The organism is Nonomuraea sp. NPDC001699 (genome assembly GCF_053596455.1).
On sequence record NZ_JBSFGF010000022.1, the window covers coordinates 51499 to 73987 of the forward strand.

Here is a 22489-nt window from a genome sequence, read left to right on the forward strand (position 1 = left end):
TAAGGATCGTCCGGTGGATGGTGACCTGCTGAGCGCTCTGCTGGCCCCGCTGCGGCTGGAGGGCGTCTTCCACAGCCGCTGGCAGGCTGGCTCGCCCTGGGGCGTCGCGGGCGAGAGCGAGGACTGCGCGCTGCTGCACTACGTGCACGAGGGCACCTGTGCCGTCGAACTGCCCGGCGCCGAGCCCGTCCTGCTGCGCGCCGGGGACCTGGCCGTCTTCCCGCACGGCAGCGCCCACCGGCTGGGCGACCGGCCGGGGCGTCCCGCCGTGCCGCTCGCGGCCGTGCTGCCCGAGCGGCCGCAGGGCGGCGTGAGCACCGTCGAGCTGGGCGGGCCCGGCGAGCGGACCGTCCTGCTGTGCGGCGGGCTCCACTACGACCGGGCCGCCATCTCGCCGATCTACCGGGCGCTGCCGCCCGTCCTGGTGCTCGACCGGGCCGCGCTGGAAGGTCACGGGCTGCTCGGCGGCACCCTCGGACGGCTGGCCGGCGAGTGGGACCTGGCCGAACCCGGCGCGACGCTGGTCGCCCTGCGCGCCTTCGAGCTGGTCTTCGTCCTGGCGTTGCGGGCCGCCGTGGGCGAGCTGGCCGAGGGCTCGCCGGTCCTGCGGGCGTTGCGCCACCCGGCGATCGGGACGGCGCTGCACGCCGTGCAGACGAGGTTCGCCGAGCCCTGGACGGTGGAGTCGCTGGCGGCCCAGGCCGGGATGTCGCGCTCGGCGTTCGCGGCGACCTTCCGCGAACTGGTCGGCGAGGCGCCGATCCGGCACCTGACCGCCCGCCGCATGCAGGAGGCCGCACGCCTGCTGAGCGAGACCACGCTCGCCCACAGCCGCATCGGCGAGCGCGTCGGCTACCACTCGACGGTCGGCTTCCACCTGGCCTTCCGCCAGCAGTACGGGACCACCCCCGGCGACTACCGCCGCCGCTCGGCTCGGCACACCGCACTCGGGACGACGGACGTGACGCGCGACCCGAGGTAGCGCCCGCCGGCCCGGTCAGCCGCGCAGGACCTCGATGTCGCCCGACCCGGACGTGGCCACGATCTTCCGGGACGCGCCCGGATCGTCGGTCACCGTGACGTTCGTGTCCCCGGATTTCGTGCTGGTCTCGACGTCGTACGGCTCCGCCGGAAGCGTCAGCTTGGCGTGCCCCGAGCCGGACGTCACGCCGACCTTGTCCGGCGCGCTCGCGAACGTCAGTGCGATGTCCCCCGAGCCCGTCTGCCCCGTGAACTCCCTGCCGGTGAGCCCGGTCGCCGAGACGTCGCCCGAGCCGACCTTCACCTTCAGCGGACCGCCGAGCCCGCGCAGGTCGACACCCCCCGAGCCGGTCTCGACCTCCACCCGCAGCCCCTCCGGCACCTCGATCACGTAGTCGACCGAGCAGTTGTCCGTGGCCGCCGAACAGTCGTAGCTCATGGTGAGCATGTCACCTTCCACCTCGTGCTCGGCGACCGGACGTCCGGCCGACCAGCGGTGGGTCTCCACGACCCGGACCGCGGCGCCGGACGTCTCGCTGACCCTGACCTCCCCCGCCCCGCCGACCAGGGAGAGACCGGCCACCTTCTCCGTCACTTTGTAGGTGACCTGCTCCTGGTTGGCCGCCTTCGTGATGCCCTGCAGCCCGCATCCGGTCAGTACCAGCGCGGCCAGAACCAGGCCGCCCGCCGTCCCCGTCGCCCTCATACCGACGATCCTGCTGGACCGGGGAGCGCGGCACAGTGAGGTACACCCCCCAATGGGCATGGAGGAGCGCCCGACCACCCGTCCCAGCACCGCCGCGCCCCCGCCTGCCTGCGCTCATGACGCCCCGCTCGCGTAGTGGGCGGCGATCTCGTCACTGGTGGTCAGCCACACGCCGGGGTGCCCGGCGATGTAGGCCAGCGCCTGGTCGAGGTACTTGGCGCGGAAGGCCTGGCCGATCACGAACGGGTGCAGGGCCAGCGCCATGACCCGCCCGCTCGTGGCCGAGTCCGCATAAAGCTGGTCGAACTGGTCCTTCACCAGTTGCAGGAAGTCCGGCCCTGTCATCCCGTGCGCAGTGAACAGGCCGAGGTCGTTGACCTCCACCGAGTACGGCACGCTCAGCATCCCGGGCACGTTCAACCGGAACGGCTGGTCGTCGCAGGTCCAGTCGAGCACGTAGCTCAGGCCGAGCTCGGCCAGCAGGGCGGGGGTCCGGAGGGTCTCGTTGAGCGCCGGGCCCATCCAGCCGTGCGGCCGGCGGCCGGTTGCCTTTTCGATCGTGGCGACCATCGCGGCCAGTTCGGCGCGTTCCTCGTCCTCGGACATGCCGGACGGCAGGACCGAGTTGGTCCGCCCGTGTGCCACCCACGCCCAGTCGCGGGCCGTACCGGCCTGGATGATCTGCGGGTAGTGGTCACACACGGACGAGTTGAGCAGGACGCTGGCCCGGACGCCGTGGCGGTCCAGGCATTCCGTCACCCGCCAGAAACCCACCCGGGGGCCGTAGTCGCGCCAGCCGTGGTTCAGCGGGTCGGGCACCAGGGCCGAGGTGGCCTCGTTCAGGCTCGTCGACGGCCGGCCGAACAGGAAGTGCTCGACGTTCAGGCCGACGTAGAAGGCCACCCTGGCGTCCCCGGGCCAGCGGATGGGCGGCCGGTCGACGATCGGGTCGTAGGCGTACAGTGCGTTCTCCATGGTTCTTCCTCGTTCTGATGGGATTCGTGGGCCGGTCATGAGGCGGCCATGTTCGCTTCCCGCGCCTCGCCAGGGGTGCGCGCCGCGCAATCCAGAGCCGCGGTGAGCAGCATGGTCGGCGGCAACAGGACGGCCAGCCCGAACCACTGCCGGCGTCCGGCCTTCTGCTCGGTGCGAACCTTCATGCCGGTGACCGTACGGATCACGCCAGGTCCAGCAGGAGGACCGAAGGCGTCAGGAAGGGGACATATCCCGCCTGAGTGCCGCGGGGCCGTGGCCGTACCAGCGATGGATCGCCCGGCGCAGCGCCCGCTGGTCGGCGTAGCCGGTGCGCGCGGCGATCGACTCCACCGTCATGCGGGTGTTCTGCAGCAGGTGCTCCACCCATTGGCGACGTACCCGCTCGATCTCCTCGCGCCAGCTCGTGCCCTCCTCGCGCAGACGGCGCTGCAAGGTGCGCGGCGCCATGCGCAGCCGGTGGGCGACGGCGGGGAGGTCTCCGTCGGGCAGGCTCAGCTCGACCTCCACGCGGAACCGGTCCAGCCAGCCCAGCACCGGCCGGGCGCCGGCCAGCGTGGTGCGCGCGTGGTCGCGCAGGATCGTGGCGAGGGCCGGGTCCGCCCGCGGCAGGGGAGCGCGCGCGTCGGCCGCGGAGAAGGTGACCGAAGGGAGCTCGGCGCCGAACTCCAAATGCGTCGTGCCGTACGCCTCCATCAGGTAGTCGTGGCGGCGCGGCGCCGCGCCGGGCAGCGTCACGCGCACCGGGGTCAACGGTCGTCCGGCGGCGGAGCGCGCCGAGATCAGGATCAGCCCGGTGGCGAACTCGGAAATGATCGGAAACACCGGGTGACCGGCGAAGACGCCGCGAAAGTCGACCGTCAGCCGCCCGGCCCCGTCGACGGTGACGGTGAACGACTCCGCCGGATCGGTGATCGCGGCGGCGTGCCGGTCGCCCTCGCGGAAGGCGTCGACGAGGGTGTCGGCGGTGGAGAAGAGGTAGTCCCACACCCCCAGCGAACCGGGCTGCCACAACTCCCACGGCAGCGTGCCGCCGCCGCGCTCGCGCAACGCCGTCTCCCATTCCTGCCAGATCCGTACGAGCGAGGCGGACGGCAGGCGGATGCCGTCCTCACCCGCCACGGCCAGCCCGGGGACGCGCGTCAGCCTGCTCCGGTCGAGCCCGGCGGCCCCGCCCGCGAGCAGGATCAACCTCGTGATGTGCGGGGGGCAGGTGTGCTCCATCCCCGTCATGCTGCCTCCCGACGATCAGCGCATGATCACGATATCGCTCAGACGTCAATAACTCGCTCGTCAGGGGCCATTTCGGGCGGAAAGTCCAGCGAACGGTCAGAGCATCGGACGGGGGTAGCCGCTCGGGGGAGCGTCCAGCCGCCACGGCTGATGGACGTGGGCGGCGGGCACGCCGGCCAGCTCGGGGACGTAACGGCGTACGTAGTCGCCCGCCGGGTCGAATCGCTGGGCCTGGCGCAGCGGGTTGAAGCCACGGTTGGGGCGCGTGTCGTTGCCGGTGCCGGCGATCCACTGCCAGTTGCCCGAGTTGTTGGCCACGTCGCCGTCGAGGAGGAGCTCGAAGAAGTGCCGGGCGCCGGCCCGCCAGTCGATCCCGAGGATCTTGACCAGGTAGGAGGCCACGATGAGGCGGGCCCGGTTGTGCATCCAGCCCTCGGCGAGGAGCTGGCGCATGCCGGCGTCCACGATGGGGAGCCCGGTCATGCCCTCCCGCCAGGACTGCAGCGCGTCCTCGTCGTCGCGCCAGCGGTGGCCGCGGGGGCGGTAGTCGTCCCGGTTGATCCGCGGGAAGGCGTACGTGACCTGGTGGTAGAAGTCGCGCCAGCACAACTGGCGGAGGAACGCCTCGCCGCCTGCGGCCAGGTGGGCCAGTTCCAGCGGGGACAGGCAGCCGAACCTCAGGTACGGGCTCAGCCGGGACGTACGGTCACCGGCCAGGTCGTCGTGGCCGTCGGCGTATCCCCCCAGGTCACGACGGATCCACCGCCGGGCACGGTCGCGGGCGGCGCTCTCGCCGCCGGGCACGGGTTCCGGCCGGGCCTGGACCGGCAGCCGCCCGGCGCCGAGGTCGTGGGGCGTCGGCACCTGGCGAGGCGCCGCGAGCAGGGGACGGTTCCGGTGCCGGCTCCAGGCGCGCCAGTACGGCGTGAAGACCCGGTAATGATCCCCGCCCCCGGACGGGGTGAGCGCGCCGGGCGGCACCACCGTGACCCCGGGGAAGAGCTGGTACGAGATCCGTTCGCGGGCCAACCGGTCCTGCCTGCGCCCGGCCAGCAGGCTGACGTCGGCACTGGCGAAGACCGCCTCGGCTCCGGTTTCCTGGACGAGCTTCATGGTCTCGGTCACGACGTCGCCGTGCCGGACGATCAGGTCTCCACCGCGTGCCCGCAAGGACGCCCGCAGGTCGGCCAGGCACTCCAGCAGGAAGCCGCGGCGGCGCCCGGCGGGGACGGCGTCGTCCAGCACGAACAGGGGGAGCACGGCGCGGGCGCCCTCGCAGGCGGCCGTCAGGGCCGGATGGTCGTGCACCCGCAGGTCCCTGTTGAACAGGACGATCACCGTGTCCACCGATGGCTCCTTCGCGACGAGAGATGCCCGCGGACCGCGCCCGCACGCCTGCGGAGCGTGACCGACGCCTCCGGGACGAGGCAAGCAGCCGCGCCGGGCACGGATCGCCCCCGCCGTCCCGAGCATGAGGCGTGGGGGACGGGGAAGGTGCGTGGGCATGGCATTGTGCCTGGTCACCGGGGCGACGGGTTACATCGGCGGACGGCTGGCGCCTGAGCTGCTGGCCGCCGGTCATGACGTGCGCTGCATGGTGCGCTCGGCCGGACGCCTGCGCGACCTGCCCTGGGCGGAACAGGTCGAGGCGGTCGAGGCCGACGCCACGGACGCCGAGCGTACGCGCCTGGCGCTGGACGGGGTGGAGGTCGCGTACTACCTGATCCACGCGATGGGGACGAGTGGCCGGTTCGCCGAGCGGGACCGGCTGGCGGCGCGCACGTTCGCGACGGCGGCGGCCGAGGCGGGCGTGCGGCGGATCGTCTATCTGGGCGGGTTGACGGCGGACGAGCGGCTTTCGCCGCACCTGTCGTCCCGGGCCGAGGTGGGGGAGATCTTCCTGCGGGGCGCGGTGCCGGCGGTGGTGCTGCGGGCCGCTGTGATCATCGGGTCGGGGTCGGCCTCGTTCGAGATGCTTCGCCACCTGACCGAGCGGCTGCCGGTGATGACGACGCCGCGCTGGGTGCGCAGCCGTACGCAGCCGATCGCGGTGCGGGACGTGCTGCGCTATCTGGTCGCGTGGGCGGATGCGCCGGGGACGGTCAACCGGGGGTTCGACATCGGCGGGCCGGACGTCCTCACCTATGCCGACATGATGCACGGCTATGCCGCGGTCGCCGGGCTGCCGCCGAGGTTGATCATTCCGGTGCCGCTGCTCACCCCCCGGCTGTCGAGCCTGTGGGTGGGGCTGGTCACGCCGGTCCCCGTGAGCATCGCCCGTCCGCTGGTGGAGTCGCTGCGCAACGAGGCCGTGTGCGGTGAGCACGACATCGCACGCCACGTGCCCGACCCCGAGGGCGGGCTGATCGGCTTCCGTCAGGCGGTGTCGCTGGCGCTGAAGAAGATCAAGGAGGCCGACGTCGCCACGCGCTGGTCCTCGGCGTCCACGCCGGGCGCGCCGAGCGATCCGCTGCCCACCGATCCCGACTGGGCGGGCGGCAGCCTGTTCGTGGACGATCGCAGCCTGCCCGTGCAGGCGAGCCCGGAGGCGTTGTGGCGGGTGATCGAGGGCATCGGCGGCCACAACGGCTGGTACTCGCTGCCGGTGGCCTGGCAGTTGCGGGGCCTGGCCGACCGGCTGGTGGGCGGGGTGGGGCTGCGGCGCGGCCGGCGCGACCCGGCCCGGCTGCGGGTGGGCGACTCGATCGACTTCTGGCGGGTGGAGGAGGTGCTTCCCGGACGGCTGCTGCGGCTGCGCGCCGAGATGCGGCTGCCCGGACTGGCCTGGCTGGAGCTCGGCGTCACGCGCTCCGGCGACCGGACGATCTACACCCAGCGTGCCGTCTTCCATCCGCACGGCCTGCTCGGCCATCTGTACTGGTGGGCGATCTCGCCCTTCCACGGCCTGATCTTCGGCCGGATGCCGGTCAACGTGGCCGCCGCGGCCCGCCGCGGCGAGCGATCCCCGTCCTGACGCCGGCCCGGCCGTGGGAACGCGCGGGGCTCAGGAACGATGGTGCTCGCCGGGAAGGGGACGCGCGGCTTCGGCCCGCAGGCCGTCGAGGAAGAACGACAGCGGACGGCGCTGCCTCCAGCCTGTCAGCAGCCAGTCGCCCTGTGTAGTTCGCCGTCGCGGCGTACGGGCCGGAAGACCCGCGTCTGGTCCGGCGGAAACCCGGTGGACCTCCGGGACGGCGACTGCGAGCATGGCCGGTGATGTACCGAGCCTAGGAACACGTCGATCACCGGCAGGGGGCGGCCCAGGAGCCGTCACCCCCTTGTCGGCAACCCCCTGACTCTTCCCTCAGACGATCGACGTGCGGGCGCCCGAGCGCGCCCGGAGAAGGACTTTCCATGGACATCCATGAGTACGCCAGGTACGACGCCACCGCCCTCCGCGACCTGATCAGGACGGGCGAGGCCGGCGCGGCCGACGTCGAGACGGCCGCCCGCCAGGCGCTGGCGCAGGTTGACGAGCACGTCAACGGGCTGGCGCTGCCGGTGTTCACGCCGGCGCTCGACCACGCCGCCGACGGGCCCTTCACGGGGGTGCCGTTCCTCATCAAGGATCACGGGCCGGTGGCCGAAGGAGTGCCGTTCACGCTGGGAAGCCGGGCCTATCCCGGCGTCCTGGCCAGGCGCGACACCGACCTGATGACGCGGTTCCGCGCCGCCGGCCTGGTCACGCTGGGCCTGACCACGGTGCCCGAGCTGTGCGTCAGCTTCACCACCGAGCCCGTGCGCTACGGGCCCGTACGCAACCCCTGGGACCTCGGCCGCACCGCGGGCGGGTCGAGCGGCGGCGCGGCGGCACTGGTGGCGGCCGGGGCCGTGCCGGTCGCGCACGCCTGCGACGGCGCCGGCTCCACCCGGATCCCGGCCGCCTGCTGCGGGCTGGTCGGGCTCAAGCTGAGCCGTGGACGCGGCCCGTGCGGCCCGGAGGCCGGTGAGCTGGTCCTGGGCATGGCCGACGAGTTCGTGCTCACGCGCACGGTCCGCGACGCCGCCGGCCTGCTGGACGCGGTCCACGGGCCGGGGATCGGCGACAAGTACACCGCGCCCCCTCCACGCGGCCCGTACGCGCGGGAGCTCGTGACGGACCCGGGCCGGTTGCGGATCGCCCTGACCACCACGTCCTGGATGGGCACGGACGTGGACCCGGAGGTCGCCGCGGCGGCGACCGCGACGGCCCACGCGCTGGAGCGGGCCGGGCACGTCGTCGAGGAGGCGAGCCCGGCGGTCGACCGGGAGGACGCCATGAGGGCGTGGCTGATCGAGGCCGCCGGGGTCGCCTCCGCCTGCCTGCTCGCGCCACGGCAGCCCGACGAGGCCAGGATGGAAGCCGGCTCGCGCGTGTTCCTGGAGGCGGCCAGACGGGCCACCGCGCTGGACATGCTGGCCGCCTTCGACGCCCAGAACCGGATCACCCGGTCGGCGGCGGCCTTCTTCACCGGATACGACCTGCTCGTCACGCCCACCCTGGGCCGCCTCCCGCTGCCGCACGGCACGCTGCGATACGACGATCCCGGTCAGACGTTGCGGGGATGGCTGGAGACGTTGTCCGGGTTCGGGCCGTTCACGCAGTTGTTCAACACCACCGGGCAGCCGGCGATCAGCCTGCCGCTGGGGCAGAGCGCGGGCGGCCTGCCCATCGGCGTGCAGCTCGCCGCCGCGTACGGGCGCGAGGACCTGCTCTTCCAGGTCGCCGCGCACCTGGAACGGGCGATGCCCTGGCGGGACAGGGTTCCGCCGGTCTTCGCGGGCCGCCTGCCGGGGTGACCCGGACGCTCTGAGGCCGTGGGCGAGGGCGGCTCGGCGTGGCCGCCCCCGTCCGGAGGCCCTGCCCTGGTTGTACGGCTTCGCGACGAACTTCATCCGCCGGCACCAGCGCGCCGAGATACACCGCTACAAGGCGTACGCGAAGGTGGGCGCGCTTCCCGACGTGGACGACGCCGCGGAGCAGGCCCTCGGACGGGCGGGCGCGCATGCCGTACGCCGCCCGCTCGCCCTCGGCAGCACCGCCCCACGACGGAGCAGACCTCATGAACGACCTGAACGGAGAACGGCGTACTGCACGCGCTGGACGCGGCCACCGGCGTTCCTCGCTGGCGCTTCCAGAGCGGCGGACGCTTCCAGACCCGGCCGGTCGTGGCCGGCGGCCTCGTCTGTGTCGGCAGTTCCAACGGCGACCTGTACGCACTGCGCGCCACGGACGGACGTCCCGGGCCGAGCCCGGCCGAGCTCGCCGTGCGCCCGTGAAGCGCCTGGCCGCGAGGTCCGTCCCGAAAGCAGGAAGACCTCCCCGTGCGGGGAGGTCTTCGGATCGTCGCGTCAGTGGTGGTGGGCGGCGGGCGGCGCGTGGTGATGGTGGTCCGCCGGCACGGCGGGCCGCTGGTCCGCCCTCCTCCAGGTGGCCAGGGCGGTCAGCAGTCCGGCCGTGGTGAGGAGGCCGCCGACCCAGTTGACCGAGCTCAGGCCGAGCCCGCCGTCGATGGCCGCCCCGCCCAGGTAGATGCCGATGGCGCTGCCCAGGGTGAAGGCGGAGATGTTGGCGGCGGACGCCACGTCCGGGGCCCGGCCCGCGGCCGTCATGACCCGCAGTTGCAGCGGGGCGACCACGGCGAAGGCCGCGGTCCCGAAGACCAGCATCATCACGACCGTCGCCGGCCTGCTCTCGACGGCGAAGGTCATCGCGAACAACGCGACGGCCAGCGCGCCGAGGGTCGCGATCACGGTGGGCATGAGCGCCCTGTCCGCGAGCTTGCCCCCGAGGTGGTTGCCGAGGAAGAGCCCGATCCCGAACAGCAGGAGCAGCGGCGTGACCCAGCCGGCCTCGAACCCGGTCACCTCGGTGATCTGCGGCGCGAGGTAGACGTAGCTGGTGAAGACGCCTCCGTAGCCGAGCATCGTGGTGACCAGCGCGCCCCACACGGCCGGACGGCGCAGGGCCGCGAGTTGCTCGCGCATGGTCGGCCCCTGGCCGGCGCCGCCCAGGTGAGCCAGCGCGTGCGCGTCGAGCCCTTCGAACTCGGCGCCGGGCCGGGGGTCGTGGTGGTGTTCGTGCTGGACGTCCGCCGTGCCGCGGCGGCCCAGCGAGCCGATCAGGCCGAGCAGTGCGATGCCGCCGAAGACCACCAAAGTCCAGAACGTGAACCGCCAGCCGAGCGCCAGTCCGATCGCCGCCCCGATCGGCGCGCCGAGCACCGTGGAGGCCGTCAGCCCGGAGAAGACGATGGCCACCGCGCGTCCCTTCCGCGACGGGTCGACCAGTTCGGCGGCGTACACGGCGGCGATGCCCAGGAAGGCGCCGTGGGCCATGGCGGAGATGATCCGTCCGGCCATGATGGTGGCGTAGGCGGGGCCGAGGGCGGAGACCAGGTTGCCCAGGAGGAACACGCCCGTGGTGGTCAGGAGCATCGACCGCCGGCCGAACCTGGTGCCCAGAGCCGTGAACACCGGCGCGCCGATCGCGACCCCGAGCGCGTAGACGCTCTCCAGCGCGCCGACGGCCCCGATCGTGACGTTCAACGACTGGGCGATCTCACGGACGACACCGGCGACGATGAACTCGTCGGCGCCCATCGCGAACGCTCCGACGACCATCGCCCAGATCGCCAATGGCAGCTTTCTCATAGCGCGCTCCCTGCGTGGAGGGCCGCCCGCCGGGGGTTCGTGCCCCCGGCGGGCCTTGCGCCGCTGTAAGCGCCATACCCTCTGGGGGTATTCCCGGATTCCGTCGAAGGGCGGTCGGCGATCAGGTCTGCTGGTAGCCGAGAAGGGTCATCATGCCTGATTCGGCGTGGTAGATGTTGTGGCAGTGGATCATCCAGAGCCCCGGGTTGCCGGCGTCGAAATCGACGTCGAGCGTGCTGCCGGGCAGGACGATCACGGTGTCCTTGCGAACGCCGCCGTCCGCCAGGGCGAAGGTGTGGCCGTGCAGGTGCATGGGGTGCCACATGGTGGTCCGGTTCACGAACGACAGCCGCACGCGTTCGCCCGGCCGCACCGGGGAGATGATCTTCGGGTCGTACTTCTTGCCGTTGATCGCCCAGTCGTAGGCCATCATGGTGCCGGTCAGCTCCAGCCTGACGACGCGGTCGGGGTTCTTGGCCGCCAGCCGCACGGCCTCGGCCGGGCGGAGCTCGGAATGGCGGACGACGACGCCGTCCAGTTCGCGGGGGCGCAGGTCGGCTTTGGGGGCGGAGGCGCCGGCGCTGGTCCGGATCAGGCCGCGGGCCACGGCGTTCTTGCCCTCGGCCAGGGCGACCAGCGGGAAGACGCCGTCCTTGAGGGTGACCAGCACGTCGTAGCGCTCGCCCATGCCGATCAGCAGCGCGTCGGTCTCGGCGTGCCGGACGGGGAAGCCGTCGGTGTGGGTGACGGTCAGCCGGTGTCCGGCCAGGGCCACCCGGAAGGCGGTGTCGCCTCCGGCGTTGATGACGCGGACGCGCAACCGCGTTCCCGGCTTGGCGCGGAAGGTCTCGGCGGCGGCGGGGATACGGCCGTTGAGCAGGAAGTGCGGGTAGCGCACGTCGCCGGCGTCCCCGCCGAGCAGTGGGCTCGTCGCGCCCATGAGCATGTGCTTGGCCGGGCCCGAGGAGGGAGCGGAGGTGGCGCCGTGGTTCATTCCCGGCATGTCGCCCATGCCGCCGGTAGGGGTGGCGGCGCCGTGGTTCATGCCCATGCTCATGCCTCGGGACAGCTCGGCCAGGACCTCCTCCGGCGTCCCGGTGACGCCGTCCAGCCAGTCGTCGAGGACCACGACCCATTCGGCGTCGTAGCCGAGCGGCTCCCGGGGGTCCTCGACGATCAGCGGGGAGTACAGGCCCCGGTCCAGCTGGGTTCCGGAGTGCGGGTGGAACCAGTAGGTGCCGGGGTCGGGGGCGGCGAACTCGTAGACGTACTCGGCTCCGGCGGCGACGGGCTGCTGGGTGACGCCGGGCACGCCGTCGGCCTCGTTGGTCAGCGCCAGGCCGTGCCAGTGGATGCTGGTGTCCTGGGGGAGCCGGTTGGTCAGGCGGGCGCGGACCACCTCGCCGGCCTGGACCCGGATGGGCGCGCCCGGGATCTTGCCGTCGTACGCCCAGGTGCGCACGGTGACGCCGCCGAGGTCCACCTGGCTCTCGGCGGCGGTCAGGCGGAAGTCGCGGACCGCGCCCGTGCGGCGCGCCCGCTCCGCCTGCCGGACCTGCTCGCCGGCGGGGGTGACGAACGCCGGCCCGGTGGTGGCGGGTTCACCGGCGCACGCGGTGAGAGCGCTGCCCAGAATGCCGAGCCCGGTGGCCCGCAGCATGGTACGTCGATCGATCTGCATGGTTGATGCCTCGCTGAGAAGTCGTGCTCACGGATGGACGCGGCCGGATCCGGCCGGGGCGCGAACGCCACGGCGATCCGGTCCGCGACTCAGGTCCGCAGGACGACGGTTCGTCTCAGTACGAGAGCGTCAGGCGGCCCGCGCAGCCGGCGGGCGACGCGCCACCCCAGGCGGGCGAGACCGCCGGACGACGAGGTGAGCAGGCCCGCCACATGGAGCAACGGTAAGGCGAGCGCGATGAGCCCGGCCGCGATGGCCAGGCAGATGGGGGCGGTGTCGTGACCGCCGCCCGGGGCTCCGCCGTGGTCGGGCATCGAAGACGGGACGTCGTGGGCTTGGACGGCACCGGCGGAGACGGGCAGGGGCTGGTTCTGGCCCCCGACGTGGCCGAGGGTGTGCATCGCGGCCAGGCCCAGGGCGATGAGCACGGCCAGCAGCACCGGTGGGAGCAATCCCGCCGGCCGACCCTTCCGCCCCGAAGTCACACCCTCACGATACCCCTGCCTGGTATATGATGGCGGTAAGCGCCCGTTGGGTCATTTACGCGGCGTCCAGCTTGACCTCGCTCAGCCGGCCCGTGGTGACGTCGTAGACGAACCCGCGGACGGAGTCCTTGTGCGGGATGAACGGGTCGGCCTGGATGCGCCTGGCCGACTGGCGCACGTCCGCCTCCAGGTCCTGGAACGCCTCGGCGGACCAGTCGGGCTTGACGCCGACCTCCTGGTAGATGTCGTGCTTGAAGCCGTCGTCGGTGAACGTCAGCATGCCGCAGTCGGTGTGGTGGATGAGGATGACCTCGCGGGTGCCCAGGAGGCGCTGGCTGATGGCCAGGCTGCGACGTTCGCCGGCGGTGACGACGCCGCCCGCGTTGCGGATCACGTGCGCGTCGCCCTCGCGCAGTCCGAGCAGGCCGTAGACGTTGAGCCGGGCGTCCATGCAGGCCACCACGGCCACGCCTCGGGCGGGCGGCAGCGGCAGGTCCCCGGCGTCGAAGGCGGCGGCGTAGCGTTCGGAGTTGGCGATCAGCTGGTCGGTGACGCTCATGGGGGAGTCCTCCTGTGACGTGCCGACGTAGTCCACATTCCCTACTGACTGTACATGTTATTGTCGCGATGTGTAGCCCCCGACTGCCGAGGTACCGTCCGGGCGATGCGGGTATGAGTCACCGGCGTGCTCGTCGAGGACGGCCGGATCCTCCTCCTTGACCAGGACGCCGACTCGCGTCGCTCGTGGTCCCTGCCCGGCGGGAAGGTCGAACCGGGCGAAAGCATCGGCATGCATGGGCGCATCGGCCTGTAAATAATCTACGTTGTAAAGGCGGTGGGCAGGCCCTTATGTCGCCAGAGACAGTCACAATCCGTATTTGCTCAACTGCATACTGTGATGTAACTGGTCGCCCTCGAAAGGACTTTCCATGCGACCCATTCCCGTCATCTCAGCCGCCGTCGTCCTGGCGCTCACCTGCGCCGCCCCCGCCTCCGCCGCTCCCGGCTTCGTGCGCCTCTTCTCGCCGGACGGTCAGAGCAGGATCATCGACAACCCTCAGCCCAACCAGTGCCACCCCGGCTTCGGCCCCGGCAGCAGCCTGTTGAACCGCACCGCGGGCACCGTCCTGGTCTTCCCGGACTCGAACTGCCGGATCAAGGTCTTCGACCCCGTGGAGCCCGGGGACGTCAAGCAGGGCAACATCGGAAGCTTCCTCGCCGTGAACTGATCCGGCAAGGGCCGTACGGGCGGCCGATCGCGGCCGCCCTGCGGCTCTCGACGAGTGCGGGCCGTGTGGACGTCAGGTTCAAGCTTGAAGTGTTCTGAGGGTGTGGGAGACGCGAAGGAGCCGATGGCTCGATGGTGAGGAGCAGCAGGGCTGGTATGCGCCGGCGTTCTCTCCCTACGCGGGCCTGGTCCAGGTCTTCCCACCCCGCCTGACCCGTCCGGCGGGGTGGGGCTTGTCCTTGGTGCGGCGAGCCCGGATGATCAGGATCCGGACACGCGGTTGGGGGCGTCCCGCGGAATGCCCCTCCTTCGAGAGGCGGCCATGCGGTCACCGACCTACCTGCACGACCTTCTGGTCGCGACCCTCTTCACCGAGGGGCTGGACGCCGAGATGGACCTGTGGGCGCTGGGATTCAGCGCCATGTGGGTCCAGGGCGCGGACCTCGGGTCGCTCGCCCGGACCTTCCATCTGGACCTCGCCACCCGGACGCCGTGCCACCTGAGCGAGATCCTCGACCACAACATCGACGACGGATCCACCTGGGTGGCCGAGGTCAACGGCTGGATCGGCGTCGTGCCGGCGCACGGTCACGGCGAGTTCCTGTGCTCGGTCACCGAAGGCGGCCGTCAGGCCCTCGGCCTCCGCATGGACATCACCGGCAACGCCTATTTCGAATACGCCCGCGACGGCCGCATGGTCGTCTCCTTCGACCCGCTCTCGCCCGACGACTGGAGGCGGTCCGGCGACGACCCGCACGCGCTCGATCGTCTGATGGACGGGCTGCGCTTCGAGATCAGCGATGACGACGTCCGCGACAACCCCGTGGAGGATCCGGAGAGCATCAGTTCGGCCTTGGCGCTGATCGGGCGCGTCACGGAAACCGACATCGCCACCGACTGGTTCCTGGCGCGGCACTCGCGCATCAGGCCCGCCTCCTGACGGCCCCGGATCCCGCCGGGCTGCTCAGGCGTTCTCGCGGGTGTCGTTGCGGAGGCTGAGGAAGACCAGGACGACCCCGATGTACGTGCACAGCCGCACCGCGTCGGGGATGCCGTTCCAGGTGCCGTTCATCCACATGCCGAACCATTCGCCGCCGATGGCCTGGAAGCCGAAGAACCACAGGAGCAGGGCCACCGTGCAGCCGATGACGCCCCAGCGCTTGGCCTGGTGGAAGGCGGCGTCGTCGCGGCCGACGGCCCTGGCCTGCTGCCAGGCGGACACGAGACAGGTCACCATGATGACCGCCTCGGTGAGGATGACGCCGACGTAGGCGACGTGGTGCGCCCACGTCCACGGGATGGCGCGGTAGTTGATCTGGCTGACCGCGGCGAGCTCGGGCTTCTGGGCGTCCATGGCCAGGACGTGCCGGACGAACTCGAAGTTCGTGCCGTAGTCGGTGAGGTTGCCGAACACGACGAGCAGCGCGAAGCCGCCGACGGTGAAGGTGAGCAGCGCCTTCGCCAGGCGAATGGCGACGATGGTGTCGAAGCGGGCCAAGGTTCTTTCCTTTGACATCTCTGATCGAATGAGCACACGAGCCCAGAGGAGGTGTCCTGCGATGGGGAAAGATCCACGGGGCCCGCTCGCCCGGCGTGGAGGAACTCGCCGGGCCGCTCCACTGGCTCCGTCACTGGTGGTGACGTCGCGGGCCCCTCAGCCTGAGGTGGAACAACGCGACCGATTGTAGCCGCGCTCGCCCCCTGTCCGATCCGCGACCGGCGCGGCTACCCGGCGGGGTCGGGGCGCAGGAGGTCGAGCAGGGCCCGTACGGCCGGGTTGCTGTCGTGGCCGGCCCGGGTGACCAGCGCGACGGTCCGGTCCGCGGTGTTCCCGATGATCGGGACGGCCCTCAGGCCGGCCTGGTGGGCCACGCCCACGGGCAGGACGGCGAGGCCGAGCCCGTGCCTGACCAGCGAGGCCAGCAGTTCGAGCTGGGTGGTCCTGAGCACGATCCGCCGTTTGAGCCCCGCGTCGTGGCACAGCCGGTCGACGACGGTCTGCAGCCCGGTCCCGGCCTGGAACTCGACGAACGGCTCCGCCTCCAGGTCGGCCAGCCGGACGCCGGGCTGCCCGGCCAGCGGATGGCCGGGGCCCGCGGCCACCGCCAGCGGCTCGGTGTCGCTGTCGATCACCGTGAGCGCCGCGGGCAGCTCGTCGACGCCGCACGCGAGGTAGGCGAGGTCCAGTTCGCCGCTACGCAACGCCTCGATCATCTCGTCGACCGGGGCCTCCAGGAGGCTGATCTCGACCCCGGGGTACGCCTTCGTGAAGCGGGCCAGCACCTCGGGAAGGTCGATCCAGGTGAGCATCTGGATCGTGCCGAGCGCCACCTGCCCGCGCAGCAGCCCCTGGACGGCGGAGATCTCCGCCTTGGCCGCGCGGGCGTCGGCGAGGATGTGGCGGGCGATCGGGAGGAGGGCGCGGCCGGCGGGGCTGAGCTCGACGCGGCGGGTGGTCCGGTCGAAGAGGGTGGCGCCGAGCTCGCGTTCGAGCTGGCGGATGGATGCGCTCAGTGACGACTGGACGACGTTGACGTCGTGGGCCGCCAGGGTGAAGCTGCGTCGCCGGGCCACGGCGAGGAAGTGCGAGAGCTGCCTGAGCTCCATTTATCGACCGTTTCGATGAGAGCTACCAAGTCTATCTGTTGGACAGAATAGCCTGGTGGAAGGCAGTCTGGGTACTGAGCGTGAACACCGCTGGACAATAAGGGAGTTGGCCTGTGACTGCCAGGAGCATTGCAGCCGAGCCGTTCGATCTGGAGCTGGACCCGGCGACGACGGCGCTGGTCGTGATCGACATGCAGCGGGACTTCCTGCAGCCGGGCGGTTTCGGGGAACTGCTCGGCAACGACGTCTCGCTGCTGCGCGGCGCGATCGAGCCGACGCGGGCGGTCCTGGAGGCGGCGCGGGCCGCCGGGATGCTCGTGATCCACACCCGCGAGGGCCACCGTACCGACCTCACGGACTGCCCGCCCGCCAAGCGGACGCGGGGCGGCAAGACGTTCATCGGCACCGACGGGCCGATGGGCCGCATCCTGGTCCGCGGCGAGGAGGGGCACGACATCGTCCCCGAGCTCTACCCGATCGAGGGCGAGCCGGTGATCGACAAGCCGGGCAAGGGCGCGTTCTACGCGACCGACCTGGAGGCGATCCTGAGCAGCCGGGGGATCCGCACGCTGCTGATCTGCGGCGTGACCCTGGAGGTGTGCGTGCACACCACGGTGCGCGAGGCCAACGACCGCGGGTACGAGTGCGTGGTCCTGGAGGACTGCGTGGGCTCCTACTTCCCCGAGTTCCTCCGGGTCGGGCTCGACATGATCAAGGCGCAGGGCGCGATCTTCGGCTGGGTGTCGGACTCCAAGCGCGCCGTGGACCTGCTGAACGGCTAGCTCGACATGGTCGCCGTCTCCGCCGGCTATCTGGTGCCGGGGCCGGACTTCGCCGGAACGGTCCACAGCGTCTTCGCGACCGCGTGCAACCTGGCCGTGGACGGCCTCCTGCTGACCGTGCACGACGCCGCCGCGCCGCACACGCCGACGTCCGTCCGTGTGACGGGGTGGCGGCCCGCGGCGCGGGTGGGCGATCCGGTCCGGTGCAGGTCGGGGCTGCTGTCGTTCGGCGCGCACGTGCTCGATCTGCGGGACGTGCCGGTCTGGACGCCACCGCCGCCGGCACGGGCGTCGTCCACGGTCACCGGCTGGCGGCAGGTCGCGGAGCTGCGCGAGCGGTACGTCGAGGCCGAGGGCCTCACCGTGCCCGGCCTCGACGGACGAGCGGAAAGCCTGCTGGAGGCGCTGATCGGACGGCCGCACGACGTGCCAGGGGCCGTGGCGCGGCTGGTCGGGTTCGGGCCCGGCCTGACCCCCAGCGGCGACGACCTGCTGGTCGGCACGCTGGCCGTCCTGTCACGGACCGCCCGGTCAGCGGGCGGCCCGGCGCCCGCGCGGGCGTTCCGCACCCTCGCGGACGGCGTGCGCCGGCACGCCCACCGCACCACCGACGTCGCCGCCCACTACCTGCGGCTCGCTGCCGAGGGCCACTTCAGCGAGCCGATCCTCGACCTGGTGGACGCGCTCGTCACCGGAGCCGACCGCACGGCGGTGCCGGCCCGTACCCAGGCCGCGTTGCGCGTGGGAGCCAGCTCGGGAGCCGACGGCGTCGCCGGCGTCCTGCTCGGCCTGCGCGTACTCGGTTTCTCCCCAGATCGGAAGGCGGCATGAGCAGCATTCGCGAACATCGCATCTACCCCAACCGCTATCAGGACTCGGTCGCCCTGATGGCGCTCTCCGCGGCGCTGGCCGAGCTGCCCGGCATCCGGACGGCATCCGTCGTGATGGGGACCGGCACCAACCTGGACAACCTCCGGCAGGCCGGACTGGGCGAGGTGCAGGCCGGCCCCGGCGACCTGGTCGTCGCGGTGCTGGGCGAGGAGCAGGCCACCGCGCAGGCACTGGAGCTGGCCGACGAGCGGCTGTCCGAGCAGCCGTCCCGCGAGACCGCCGGCGACGTTGCGGCGCCGCCGCTCCGGAGCCTGCGGCAGGCCGTGGAGCAGAACCCGGCGCACAACCTGGCGCTGATCTCGGTGCCCGGACCGTACGCCGCCGCCGAGGCGCTGAAGGCGCTGCGGCTCGGGCTGAACGTCATGGTGTTCAGCGACAACGTCCCGATCGACCAGGAGATCGAGATCAAGCGCTTCGCCGAGGAGCGGGACCTGCTCGTGATGGGCCCCGACTGCGGCACCGCGATCGTGGACGGCCTTCCGCTCGGCTTCGCCAACGTCGTGCGGCGTGGCCGCGTCGGCGTGGTGGGCGCGTCGGGAACCGGCATGCAGGAGATCACCTCACGGGTGCACCAGCTCGGAGAGGGCATCTCGCAGGCGTTCGGCACCGGCGGCCACGACCTGTCGGCGGAGGTCGGGGCGATCTCCATGCTCCGCGGGCTGCGCGCCCTGGCCGCCGACGAGAAGACGGACGTCATCGTGCTGGTCTCCAAGCCTCCGGCCGAGACGGTCGCCAAGACCGTGGTCGAGGAGGCGCGCACGCTCGACGTGCCCGTCGTGATCTGCTTCCTCGGCGCCGACCCGGCCGCGTTCGGCGGCGACACCCCGGGGGTGCGGTTCGCCGGCACGCTGGCCGGGGCCGCCGACGCCGCGGTGGCGCTCGTCCGGGGGGAGGCCCGGCCCGAGGATCGGCCGGTGGAGCCGTACGAGCAGGTGAGTCTCGCGCCGGAGCAGCGTGACCTGCGCGGCGTGTTCACCGGCGGCACATTCTGCTACGAGGCGCAGCTCCTGGCCCTGGCCGAGGGCGTGCGGGCCGCGTCGAACACGCCCGTGGCGGGCAACACCGCGCCGGCCGACGTCGCCGTCAGCGCCGGGCACACGATCCTCGACCTGGGCGACGACGTGTTCACGCGGGGGCGGCCGCATCCCATGATCGACCCGGCGCCGCGCGACGAGCGGCTGCTCGCCGAGGCCGCCGACCCGGCCACCGCCGTCGTCCTGTTCGACGTCGTGCTCGGGTACGGCGCGGCCGACGACCCGATCTCCGGCCTGCTCGACGCCATCGGCCGGGCGCGGGCCGGACGCGAGGGCCCCGCCCCGGCGTTCGTCGCGCACGTCTGCGGCACCGACGACGACCCGCAGGACCGGTCGGCCGTCGTGGCGCGGCTGCGCGAGGCCGGCGTCCTGGTGGCGGAGAACAACGCCCAGGCGGCCGTGATCGCCGCCCGGATGACCCCGTGACCGGGGAAGGAAGGCAGAGACATATGTGGAGCGAGCACCTCGACGTGGTCAACGTCGGTCTCGCCGGGTTCGGGGACGACCTCCGCGCCGCCGGAGGGTCCGTGACCACCCTGGACTGGCGTCCTCCCGCGGGAGGCGACCCGGCGGCCGCGCTGGCGCTGGCCAGGCTCGTCCGCCACCCGGAGGTCGAGCGGGCCAACCAGGTCGCCTTCGAGCGGTACCTGTCCGCGCGGCCGGTGCTGACGGACGTCGTACCGGCGAAGGAGGCCATCCCCGAGCTGGCCGCGGAGCGGCTGATCCTGCACTCGGGCCCGCCCATCGCCTGGGAGCGGATGGCCGGCCCGGTCAAGGGTGCGATCGCCGGGGCCGTCGTGTTCGAAGGCTGGGCGCGGACCCCCGAGCAGGCGGCCGAGCTCGCCGCGTCGGGCGCGATCTCCTTCTCCCCGGCGCACCACTACGGCGCGGTCGGCCCGATGGCCGGCGTCATCAGCCCGTCGATGCCCGTCTGGGTGGTGCGCGACGCCACCTCGGGCAACCTCGCCTACAGCAACTTCAACGAGGGCCTCGGCAAGGTGCTGCGCTTCGGCGCGAACGGTCCGGAGGTGCTCGACCGGCTGAGGTGGATGGGCACCGAGCTGGCCGCGGCGCTGCGGCCCGCCGTCCGGCGGCTGGACGGCCTCGATCTCAAGCCGCTCATCGGCCAGGCGCTGCACATGGGCGACGAGGTGCACAACCGCAACGCGGCGGCCACCGGCCTGCTGCTCAAGCAGCTGCTGCCCGCGCTCATCGCGACCGGGCCGGACAACGCCGTGCTGCGCAGGGCCGCCGAGTTCATCACCGGCAACGACCACTTCTTCCTGAACGTGTCGATGGCGGCCTGCAAGGCCATGCTCGACGCCGCCGCCGGGGTGCCGCACAGCTCGATGGTCACCGCGATGGCGCGCAACGGCGTCAACTTCGGCATCCGCGTCTCCGGCACCGGCGACCGCTGGTTCCAGGCGCCGGCCAACCCCGTCGACGGTCTCTTCTTCCCCGGTTACGGCCTGGACGACGCCGCCCCCGACCTGGGCGACAGCGCGATCACCGAGACCGCGGGGCTCGGCGGCTTCGCGATGGCCGCCTCGCCGGCGATCGTCAAGTTCGTCGGCGGCACGCCGGTCGACGCCACCGCGCACAGCCGGCGGATGCGGGAGATCACGATCGGCACGAACCCGGTGTTCACCCTGCCCGCGCTCGACTTCGGCGCGAGCGCGGCCGGCATCGACGTGCGCGCCGTCGCCGACACGGGCATCCAGCCGGTCATCAACACCGGCATCGCGCACAAGGAGGCCGGTGTCGGGCAGATCGGCGCGGGCGTCACCACGGCGCCGCTGCCCTGCTTCACCCAGGCGGTCGTCGCCCTCGCCGACGGGCTCGGGCTCGCCGCCGGAGCGGCGGGGGCGGCGGCATGAAGGCCGGGCTCGCCGTCGTCGCCTTCGGCGGGAACGCGCTCGTCCGCGACGCCGCCCACGAGGCGATTCCGTACCAGTACGACACGGTCGTGCGGACCGTGCCGGCCATCGTGGACATGATCGCCAAGGGCTGGGACGTCGTGGTCACCCACGGGAACGGCCCGCAGGTCGGCTTCATCCTGCGCCGCTCCGAGCTGGCCGCCGCCGAGGTCGCGCCGGTGCCGCTGGACTACGCGGTCGCCGACACCCAGGGCGCGATCGGGTACATGTTCACCAAGGCGCTCTCCAACGAGCTGGCCGTACGCGGCCTGAGCCGCCCGGTGGTCAGCCTGGTGACGCAGACCGTGGTCGACCCCGCCGATCCGGCCTTCGACCGGCCCACCAAGCCGATCGGGTCGTTCTTCGACGAGGAGAGCGCCCGCCGCTACGCCGCCGAACTCGGCTGGACGGTGGCCGAGGACTCCGGACGCGGCTGGCGCCGTACGGTGGCCTCGCCCGAGCCCGTCGAGATCGTCGAGCTCGGCACCATCCGCGACCTCGTCGGCGGCGGAACCGTGGTGGTGGCCGGCGGCGGCGGAGGCGTGGCCGTCGCCCGCGACGCCACGGGCCTGCTCACCGGCGTCGAGGCGGTGATCGACAAGGACCGCGCCGCAGCGCTGCTCGCCGCCGAGCTCGGCGCGGACCTGCTGGCCATCCCGACCGGCGTGGACCGGGTGGCGATCCACTTCGGCACGCCGCGGGAGCAGTGGCTCGACCACCTCACCCCGGACACCGCCGCCGAGTACGCCGCCGAGGGGCACTTCGGAGAGGGCAGCATGCGGCCCAAGGTGGAGGCGATCATCGACTTCCTGCGGGCCAGGCCCACGTCGTACGGCCTGATCACCGCCCCCGACCGGCTCGCCGACGCCCTGTCCGGCACGACCGGCACCTGGATCAGCAAGGGAGAAACAGCATGACCGGCACCACCACCGGCGTGGCGCTCGCCGTCAACGGCACGCTGATGCGCGGCCTCGAACTCAACGGCAACCTCACCGGCGCCGGCGCCACGTTCCTGCGCGAGGACGCCACGGCCCCCTGCTACCGGCTGTGGAGCATCGACGACCGGCACCCCGCGATGATCCGCACCACCGACGGCAGCGGCGTGTCGGTCGAGGTGGAGGTCTGGGAGGTGCCCGCCGAGGGGCTGGCCGGGGTCCTGCTGTCCGAGCCCGCCGGACTGTCCGTCGGCAAGGTCAGCCTCGCCGACGGCACGGAGGTGCTGGGCGTGATCGGCGAGCCGTTCTTGGTGGCGGGCAAGCGGGAGATCACCGAGTTCACGGGCTGGCGGCGGTACGTCGCGACGCTCGGAGAGGGTTGAC

Annotated in this window: 24 protein-coding genes; 13 read left to right on the top strand and 11 right to left on the bottom strand. The window is 72.4% G+C overall.

The annotated features are described in order from the left end of the window. Nucleotides 1-13 precede the first annotated feature (13 nt). Complete coding sequence (locus tag ACWCSU_RS41405) at nucleotides 14-982, top strand: AraC family transcriptional regulator (protein ID WP_357707245.1); 969 nt, start codon at nucleotides 14-16, stop codon at nucleotides 980-982. A 15-nt stretch (nucleotides 983-997) separates the two neighbouring features. On the opposite strand, the gene ACWCSU_RS41410 is transcribed toward ACWCSU_RS41405, so the two are convergent. The 5 genes from ACWCSU_RS41410 to ACWCSU_RS41430 all read right to left on the bottom strand — a co-directional run bounded on the left by ACWCSU_RS41410 (nucleotide 998) and on the right by ACWCSU_RS41430 (nucleotide 5260). Next, entirely contained in the window at nucleotides 998-1687 is a 690-nt protein-coding gene (locus ACWCSU_RS41410) for a DUF4097 family beta strand repeat-containing protein (RefSeq protein WP_449942120.1), read from the bottom strand. Between the two features lie 114 nt (nucleotides 1688-1801). Then, nucleotides 1802-2662, bottom strand: a complete 861-nt coding sequence (locus tag ACWCSU_RS41415) for a polysaccharide deacetylase family protein (protein WP_449942121.1) — start codon at nucleotides 2660-2662, stop codon at nucleotides 1802-1804. A gap of 35 nt (nucleotides 2663-2697) precedes the next feature. Next, nucleotides 2698-2847, bottom strand: a complete 150-nt coding sequence (locus ACWCSU_RS41420) for a hypothetical protein (protein ID WP_449942122.1) — start codon at nucleotides 2845-2847, stop codon at nucleotides 2698-2700. Between the two features lie 49 nt (nucleotides 2848-2896). Then, complete coding sequence (locus ACWCSU_RS41425) at nucleotides 2897-3913, bottom strand: helix-turn-helix domain-containing protein (protein WP_449942123.1); 1017 nt, start codon at nucleotides 3911-3913, stop codon at nucleotides 2897-2899. A gap of 96 nt (nucleotides 3914-4009) precedes the next feature. After that, nucleotides 4010-5260, bottom strand: coding sequence for a cryptochrome/photolyase family protein (locus tag ACWCSU_RS41430; protein WP_397045065.1), 1251 nt, complete (start codon nucleotides 5258-5260; stop codon nucleotides 4010-4012). A 157-nt stretch (nucleotides 5261-5417) separates the two neighbouring features. Here ACWCSU_RS41430 and ACWCSU_RS41435 point away from each other — a divergent pair, with 157 nt between their 5' ends. The 3 genes from ACWCSU_RS41435 to ACWCSU_RS41445 all read left to right on the top strand — a co-directional run bounded on the left by ACWCSU_RS41435 (nucleotide 5418) and on the right by ACWCSU_RS41445 (nucleotide 9172). Further along, complete coding sequence (locus tag ACWCSU_RS41435; RefSeq protein WP_357707253.1) at nucleotides 5418-6887, top strand: SDR family oxidoreductase; 1470 nt, start codon at nucleotides 5418-5420, stop codon at nucleotides 6885-6887. Between the two features lie 380 nt (nucleotides 6888-7267). Further along, complete coding sequence (locus ACWCSU_RS41440) at nucleotides 7268-8692, top strand: amidase (protein WP_449942124.1); 1425 nt, start codon at nucleotides 7268-7270, stop codon at nucleotides 8690-8692. A gap of 291 nt (nucleotides 8693-8983) precedes the next feature. After that, on the top strand, nucleotides 8984-9172 hold the full coding sequence (locus tag ACWCSU_RS41445; RefSeq protein ID WP_449942174.1) for an outer membrane protein assembly factor BamB family protein: 189 nt from the start codon (nucleotides 8984-8986) through the stop codon (nucleotides 9170-9172). Between the two features lie 72 nt (nucleotides 9173-9244). On the opposite strand, the gene ACWCSU_RS41450 is transcribed toward ACWCSU_RS41445, so the two are convergent. The 4 genes from ACWCSU_RS41450 to ACWCSU_RS41465 all read right to left on the bottom strand — a co-directional run bounded on the left by ACWCSU_RS41450 (nucleotide 9245) and on the right by ACWCSU_RS41465 (nucleotide 13271). Then, nucleotides 9245-10546 (bottom strand): MFS transporter, encoded by a 1302-nt coding sequence (locus ACWCSU_RS41450; RefSeq protein WP_449942125.1) that lies wholly within the window; start codon nucleotides 10544-10546, stop codon nucleotides 9245-9247. A 121-nt stretch (nucleotides 10547-10667) separates the two neighbouring features. After that, the gene (locus tag ACWCSU_RS41455; protein ID WP_449942126.1) at nucleotides 10668-12227 is read right to left on the bottom strand and encodes a multicopper oxidase family protein; all 1560 of its coding nucleotides are present in this window, start codon (nucleotides 12225-12227) and stop codon (nucleotides 10668-10670) included. Nucleotides 12228-12316: 89 nt separating this feature from the next. Then, nucleotides 12317-12679 (bottom strand): hypothetical protein, encoded by a 363-nt coding sequence (locus ACWCSU_RS41460; protein ID WP_449942127.1) that lies wholly within the window; start codon nucleotides 12677-12679, stop codon nucleotides 12317-12319. Nucleotides 12680-12767: 88 nt separating this feature from the next. After that, nucleotides 12768-13271, bottom strand: a complete 504-nt coding sequence (locus ACWCSU_RS41465; protein ID WP_449942128.1) for a beta-class carbonic anhydrase — start codon at nucleotides 13269-13271, stop codon at nucleotides 12768-12770. A gap of 126 nt (nucleotides 13272-13397) precedes the next feature. Between ACWCSU_RS41465 and ACWCSU_RS41470 the strand changes: the two genes are divergently transcribed. The 3 genes from ACWCSU_RS41470 (at nucleotide 13398) to ACWCSU_RS41480 (ending at nucleotide 14880) form a co-directional block, all read left to right on the top strand. Beyond that, a complete protein-coding gene (locus ACWCSU_RS41470) occupies nucleotides 13398-13526 on the top strand; it encodes an NUDIX domain-containing protein (RefSeq protein ID WP_449942129.1) in 129 nt (42 codons plus the stop codon). A gap of 115 nt (nucleotides 13527-13641) precedes the next feature. After that, nucleotides 13642-13941: a hypothetical protein gene (locus ACWCSU_RS41475; RefSeq protein WP_357707262.1), complete on the top strand. Its 300-nt coding sequence runs from the start codon at nucleotides 13642-13644 to the stop codon at nucleotides 13939-13941. Nucleotides 13942-14262: 321 nt separating this feature from the next. Then, the gene (locus tag ACWCSU_RS41480) at nucleotides 14263-14880 is read left to right on the top strand and encodes a DUF6461 domain-containing protein (RefSeq protein WP_364097111.1); all 618 of its coding nucleotides are present in this window, start codon (nucleotides 14263-14265) and stop codon (nucleotides 14878-14880) included. A 24-nt stretch (nucleotides 14881-14904) separates the two neighbouring features. Here the strand turns inward: ACWCSU_RS41480 and ACWCSU_RS41485 are convergent, their stop codons facing one another. Then, nucleotides 14905-15438: a DUF2165 family protein gene (locus tag ACWCSU_RS41485; RefSeq protein WP_449942130.1), complete on the bottom strand. Its 534-nt coding sequence runs from the start codon at nucleotides 15436-15438 to the stop codon at nucleotides 14905-14907. 227 nt (nucleotides 15439-15665) lie between these two features. Beyond that, on the bottom strand, nucleotides 15666-16547 hold the full coding sequence (locus tag ACWCSU_RS41490; protein WP_449942131.1) for a LysR family transcriptional regulator: 882 nt from the start codon (nucleotides 16545-16547) through the stop codon (nucleotides 15666-15668). Between the two features lie 113 nt (nucleotides 16548-16660). Here ACWCSU_RS41490 and ACWCSU_RS41495 point away from each other — a divergent pair, with 113 nt between their 5' ends. Genes ACWCSU_RS41495 through ACWCSU_RS41520 form a run of 6 tightly spaced genes read left to right on the top strand, consistent with a single transcriptional unit; the run spans nucleotide 16661 to nucleotide 22488 of the window. Further along, nucleotides 16661-17329: a cysteine hydrolase family protein gene (locus tag ACWCSU_RS41495; RefSeq protein WP_449942132.1), complete on the top strand. Its 669-nt coding sequence runs from the start codon at nucleotides 16661-16663 to the stop codon at nucleotides 17327-17329. Nucleotides 17330-17335: 6 nt separating this feature from the next. Next, entirely contained in the window at nucleotides 17336-18160 is an 825-nt protein-coding gene (locus tag ACWCSU_RS41500) for a DUF2877 domain-containing protein (RefSeq protein WP_449942133.1), read from the top strand. After that, entirely contained in the window at nucleotides 18157-19680 is a 1524-nt protein-coding gene (gene fdrA, locus ACWCSU_RS41505; protein ID WP_449942134.1) for an acyl-CoA synthetase FdrA, read from the top strand. The genes ACWCSU_RS41500 and fdrA overlap by 4 nt, the downstream gene beginning before the upstream one ends. A gap of 23 nt (nucleotides 19681-19703) precedes the next feature. Beyond that, on the top strand, nucleotides 19704-21131 hold the full coding sequence (locus tag ACWCSU_RS41510; protein WP_449942135.1) for an oxamate carbamoyltransferase subunit AllG family protein: 1428 nt from the start codon (nucleotides 19704-19706) through the stop codon (nucleotides 21129-21131). Then, on the top strand, nucleotides 21128-22087 hold the full coding sequence (locus ACWCSU_RS41515; RefSeq protein WP_449942136.1) for a carbamate kinase: 960 nt from the start codon (nucleotides 21128-21130) through the stop codon (nucleotides 22085-22087). The genes ACWCSU_RS41510 and ACWCSU_RS41515 overlap by 4 nt, the downstream gene beginning before the upstream one ends. After that, a complete protein-coding gene (locus tag ACWCSU_RS41520; protein WP_357707275.1) occupies nucleotides 22084-22488 on the top strand; it encodes an allophanate hydrolase-related protein in 405 nt (134 codons plus the stop codon). Before ACWCSU_RS41515 ends, ACWCSU_RS41520 begins: the two co-directional genes overlap by 4 nt. Nucleotide 22489 lies beyond the last annotated feature (1 nt).

Bases quoted from the DNA above. Each gene is read 5' to 3' on its own strand.
- ACWCSU_RS41410 (WP_449942120.1), bottom strand. From the start codon at position 1,687: ATGAGGGCGACGGGGACGGCGGGCGGCCTGGTTCTGGCCGCGCTGGTA.
- ACWCSU_RS41415 (WP_449942121.1), bottom strand. From the start codon at position 2,662: ATGGAGAACGCACTGTACGCCTACGACCCGATCGTCGACCGGCCGCCC.
- ACWCSU_RS41420 (WP_449942122.1), bottom strand. From the start codon at position 2,847: ATGAAGGTTCGCACCGAGCAGAAGGCCGGACGCCGGCAGTGGTTCGGG.
- ACWCSU_RS41425 (WP_449942123.1), bottom strand. From the start codon at position 3,913: ATGACGGGGATGGAGCACACCTGCCCCCCGCACATCACGAGGTTGATC.
- ACWCSU_RS41435 (WP_357707253.1), top strand. From the start codon at position 5,418: ATGGCATTGTGCCTGGTCACCGGGGCGACGGGTTACATCGGCGGACGG.
- ACWCSU_RS41440 (WP_449942124.1), top strand. From the start codon at position 7,268: ATGGACATCCATGAGTACGCCAGGTACGACGCCACCGCCCTCCGCGAC.
- ACWCSU_RS41450 (WP_449942125.1), bottom strand. From the start codon at position 10,546: ATGAGAAAGCTGCCATTGGCGATCTGGGCGATGGTCGTCGGAGCGTTC.
- ACWCSU_RS41455 (WP_449942126.1), bottom strand. From the start codon at position 12,227: ATGCAGATCGATCGACGTACCATGCTGCGGGCCACCGGGCTCGGCATT.
- ACWCSU_RS41465 (WP_449942128.1), bottom strand. From the start codon at position 13,271: ATGAGCGTCACCGACCAGCTGATCGCCAACTCCGAACGCTACGCCGCC.
- ACWCSU_RS41475 (WP_357707262.1), top strand. From the start codon at position 13,642: ATGCGACCCATTCCCGTCATCTCAGCCGCCGTCGTCCTGGCGCTCACC.
- ACWCSU_RS41480 (WP_364097111.1), top strand. From the start codon at position 14,263: ATGCGGTCACCGACCTACCTGCACGACCTTCTGGTCGCGACCCTCTTC.
- ACWCSU_RS41490 (WP_449942131.1), bottom strand. From the start codon at position 16,547: ATGGAGCTCAGGCAGCTCTCGCACTTCCTCGCCGTGGCCCGGCGACGC.
- ACWCSU_RS41500 (WP_449942133.1), top strand. From the start codon at position 17,336: ATGGTCGCCGTCTCCGCCGGCTATCTGGTGCCGGGGCCGGACTTCGCC.
- fdrA (WP_449942134.1), top strand. From the start codon at position 18,157: ATGAGCAGCATTCGCGAACATCGCATCTACCCCAACCGCTATCAGGAC.
- ACWCSU_RS41510 (WP_449942135.1), top strand. From the start codon at position 19,704: ATGTGGAGCGAGCACCTCGACGTGGTCAACGTCGGTCTCGCCGGGTTC.
- ACWCSU_RS41515 (WP_449942136.1), top strand. From the start codon at position 21,128: ATGAAGGCCGGGCTCGCCGTCGTCGCCTTCGGCGGGAACGCGCTCGTC.
- ACWCSU_RS41520 (WP_357707275.1), top strand. From the start codon at position 22,084: ATGACCGGCACCACCACCGGCGTGGCGCTCGCCGTCAACGGCACGCTG.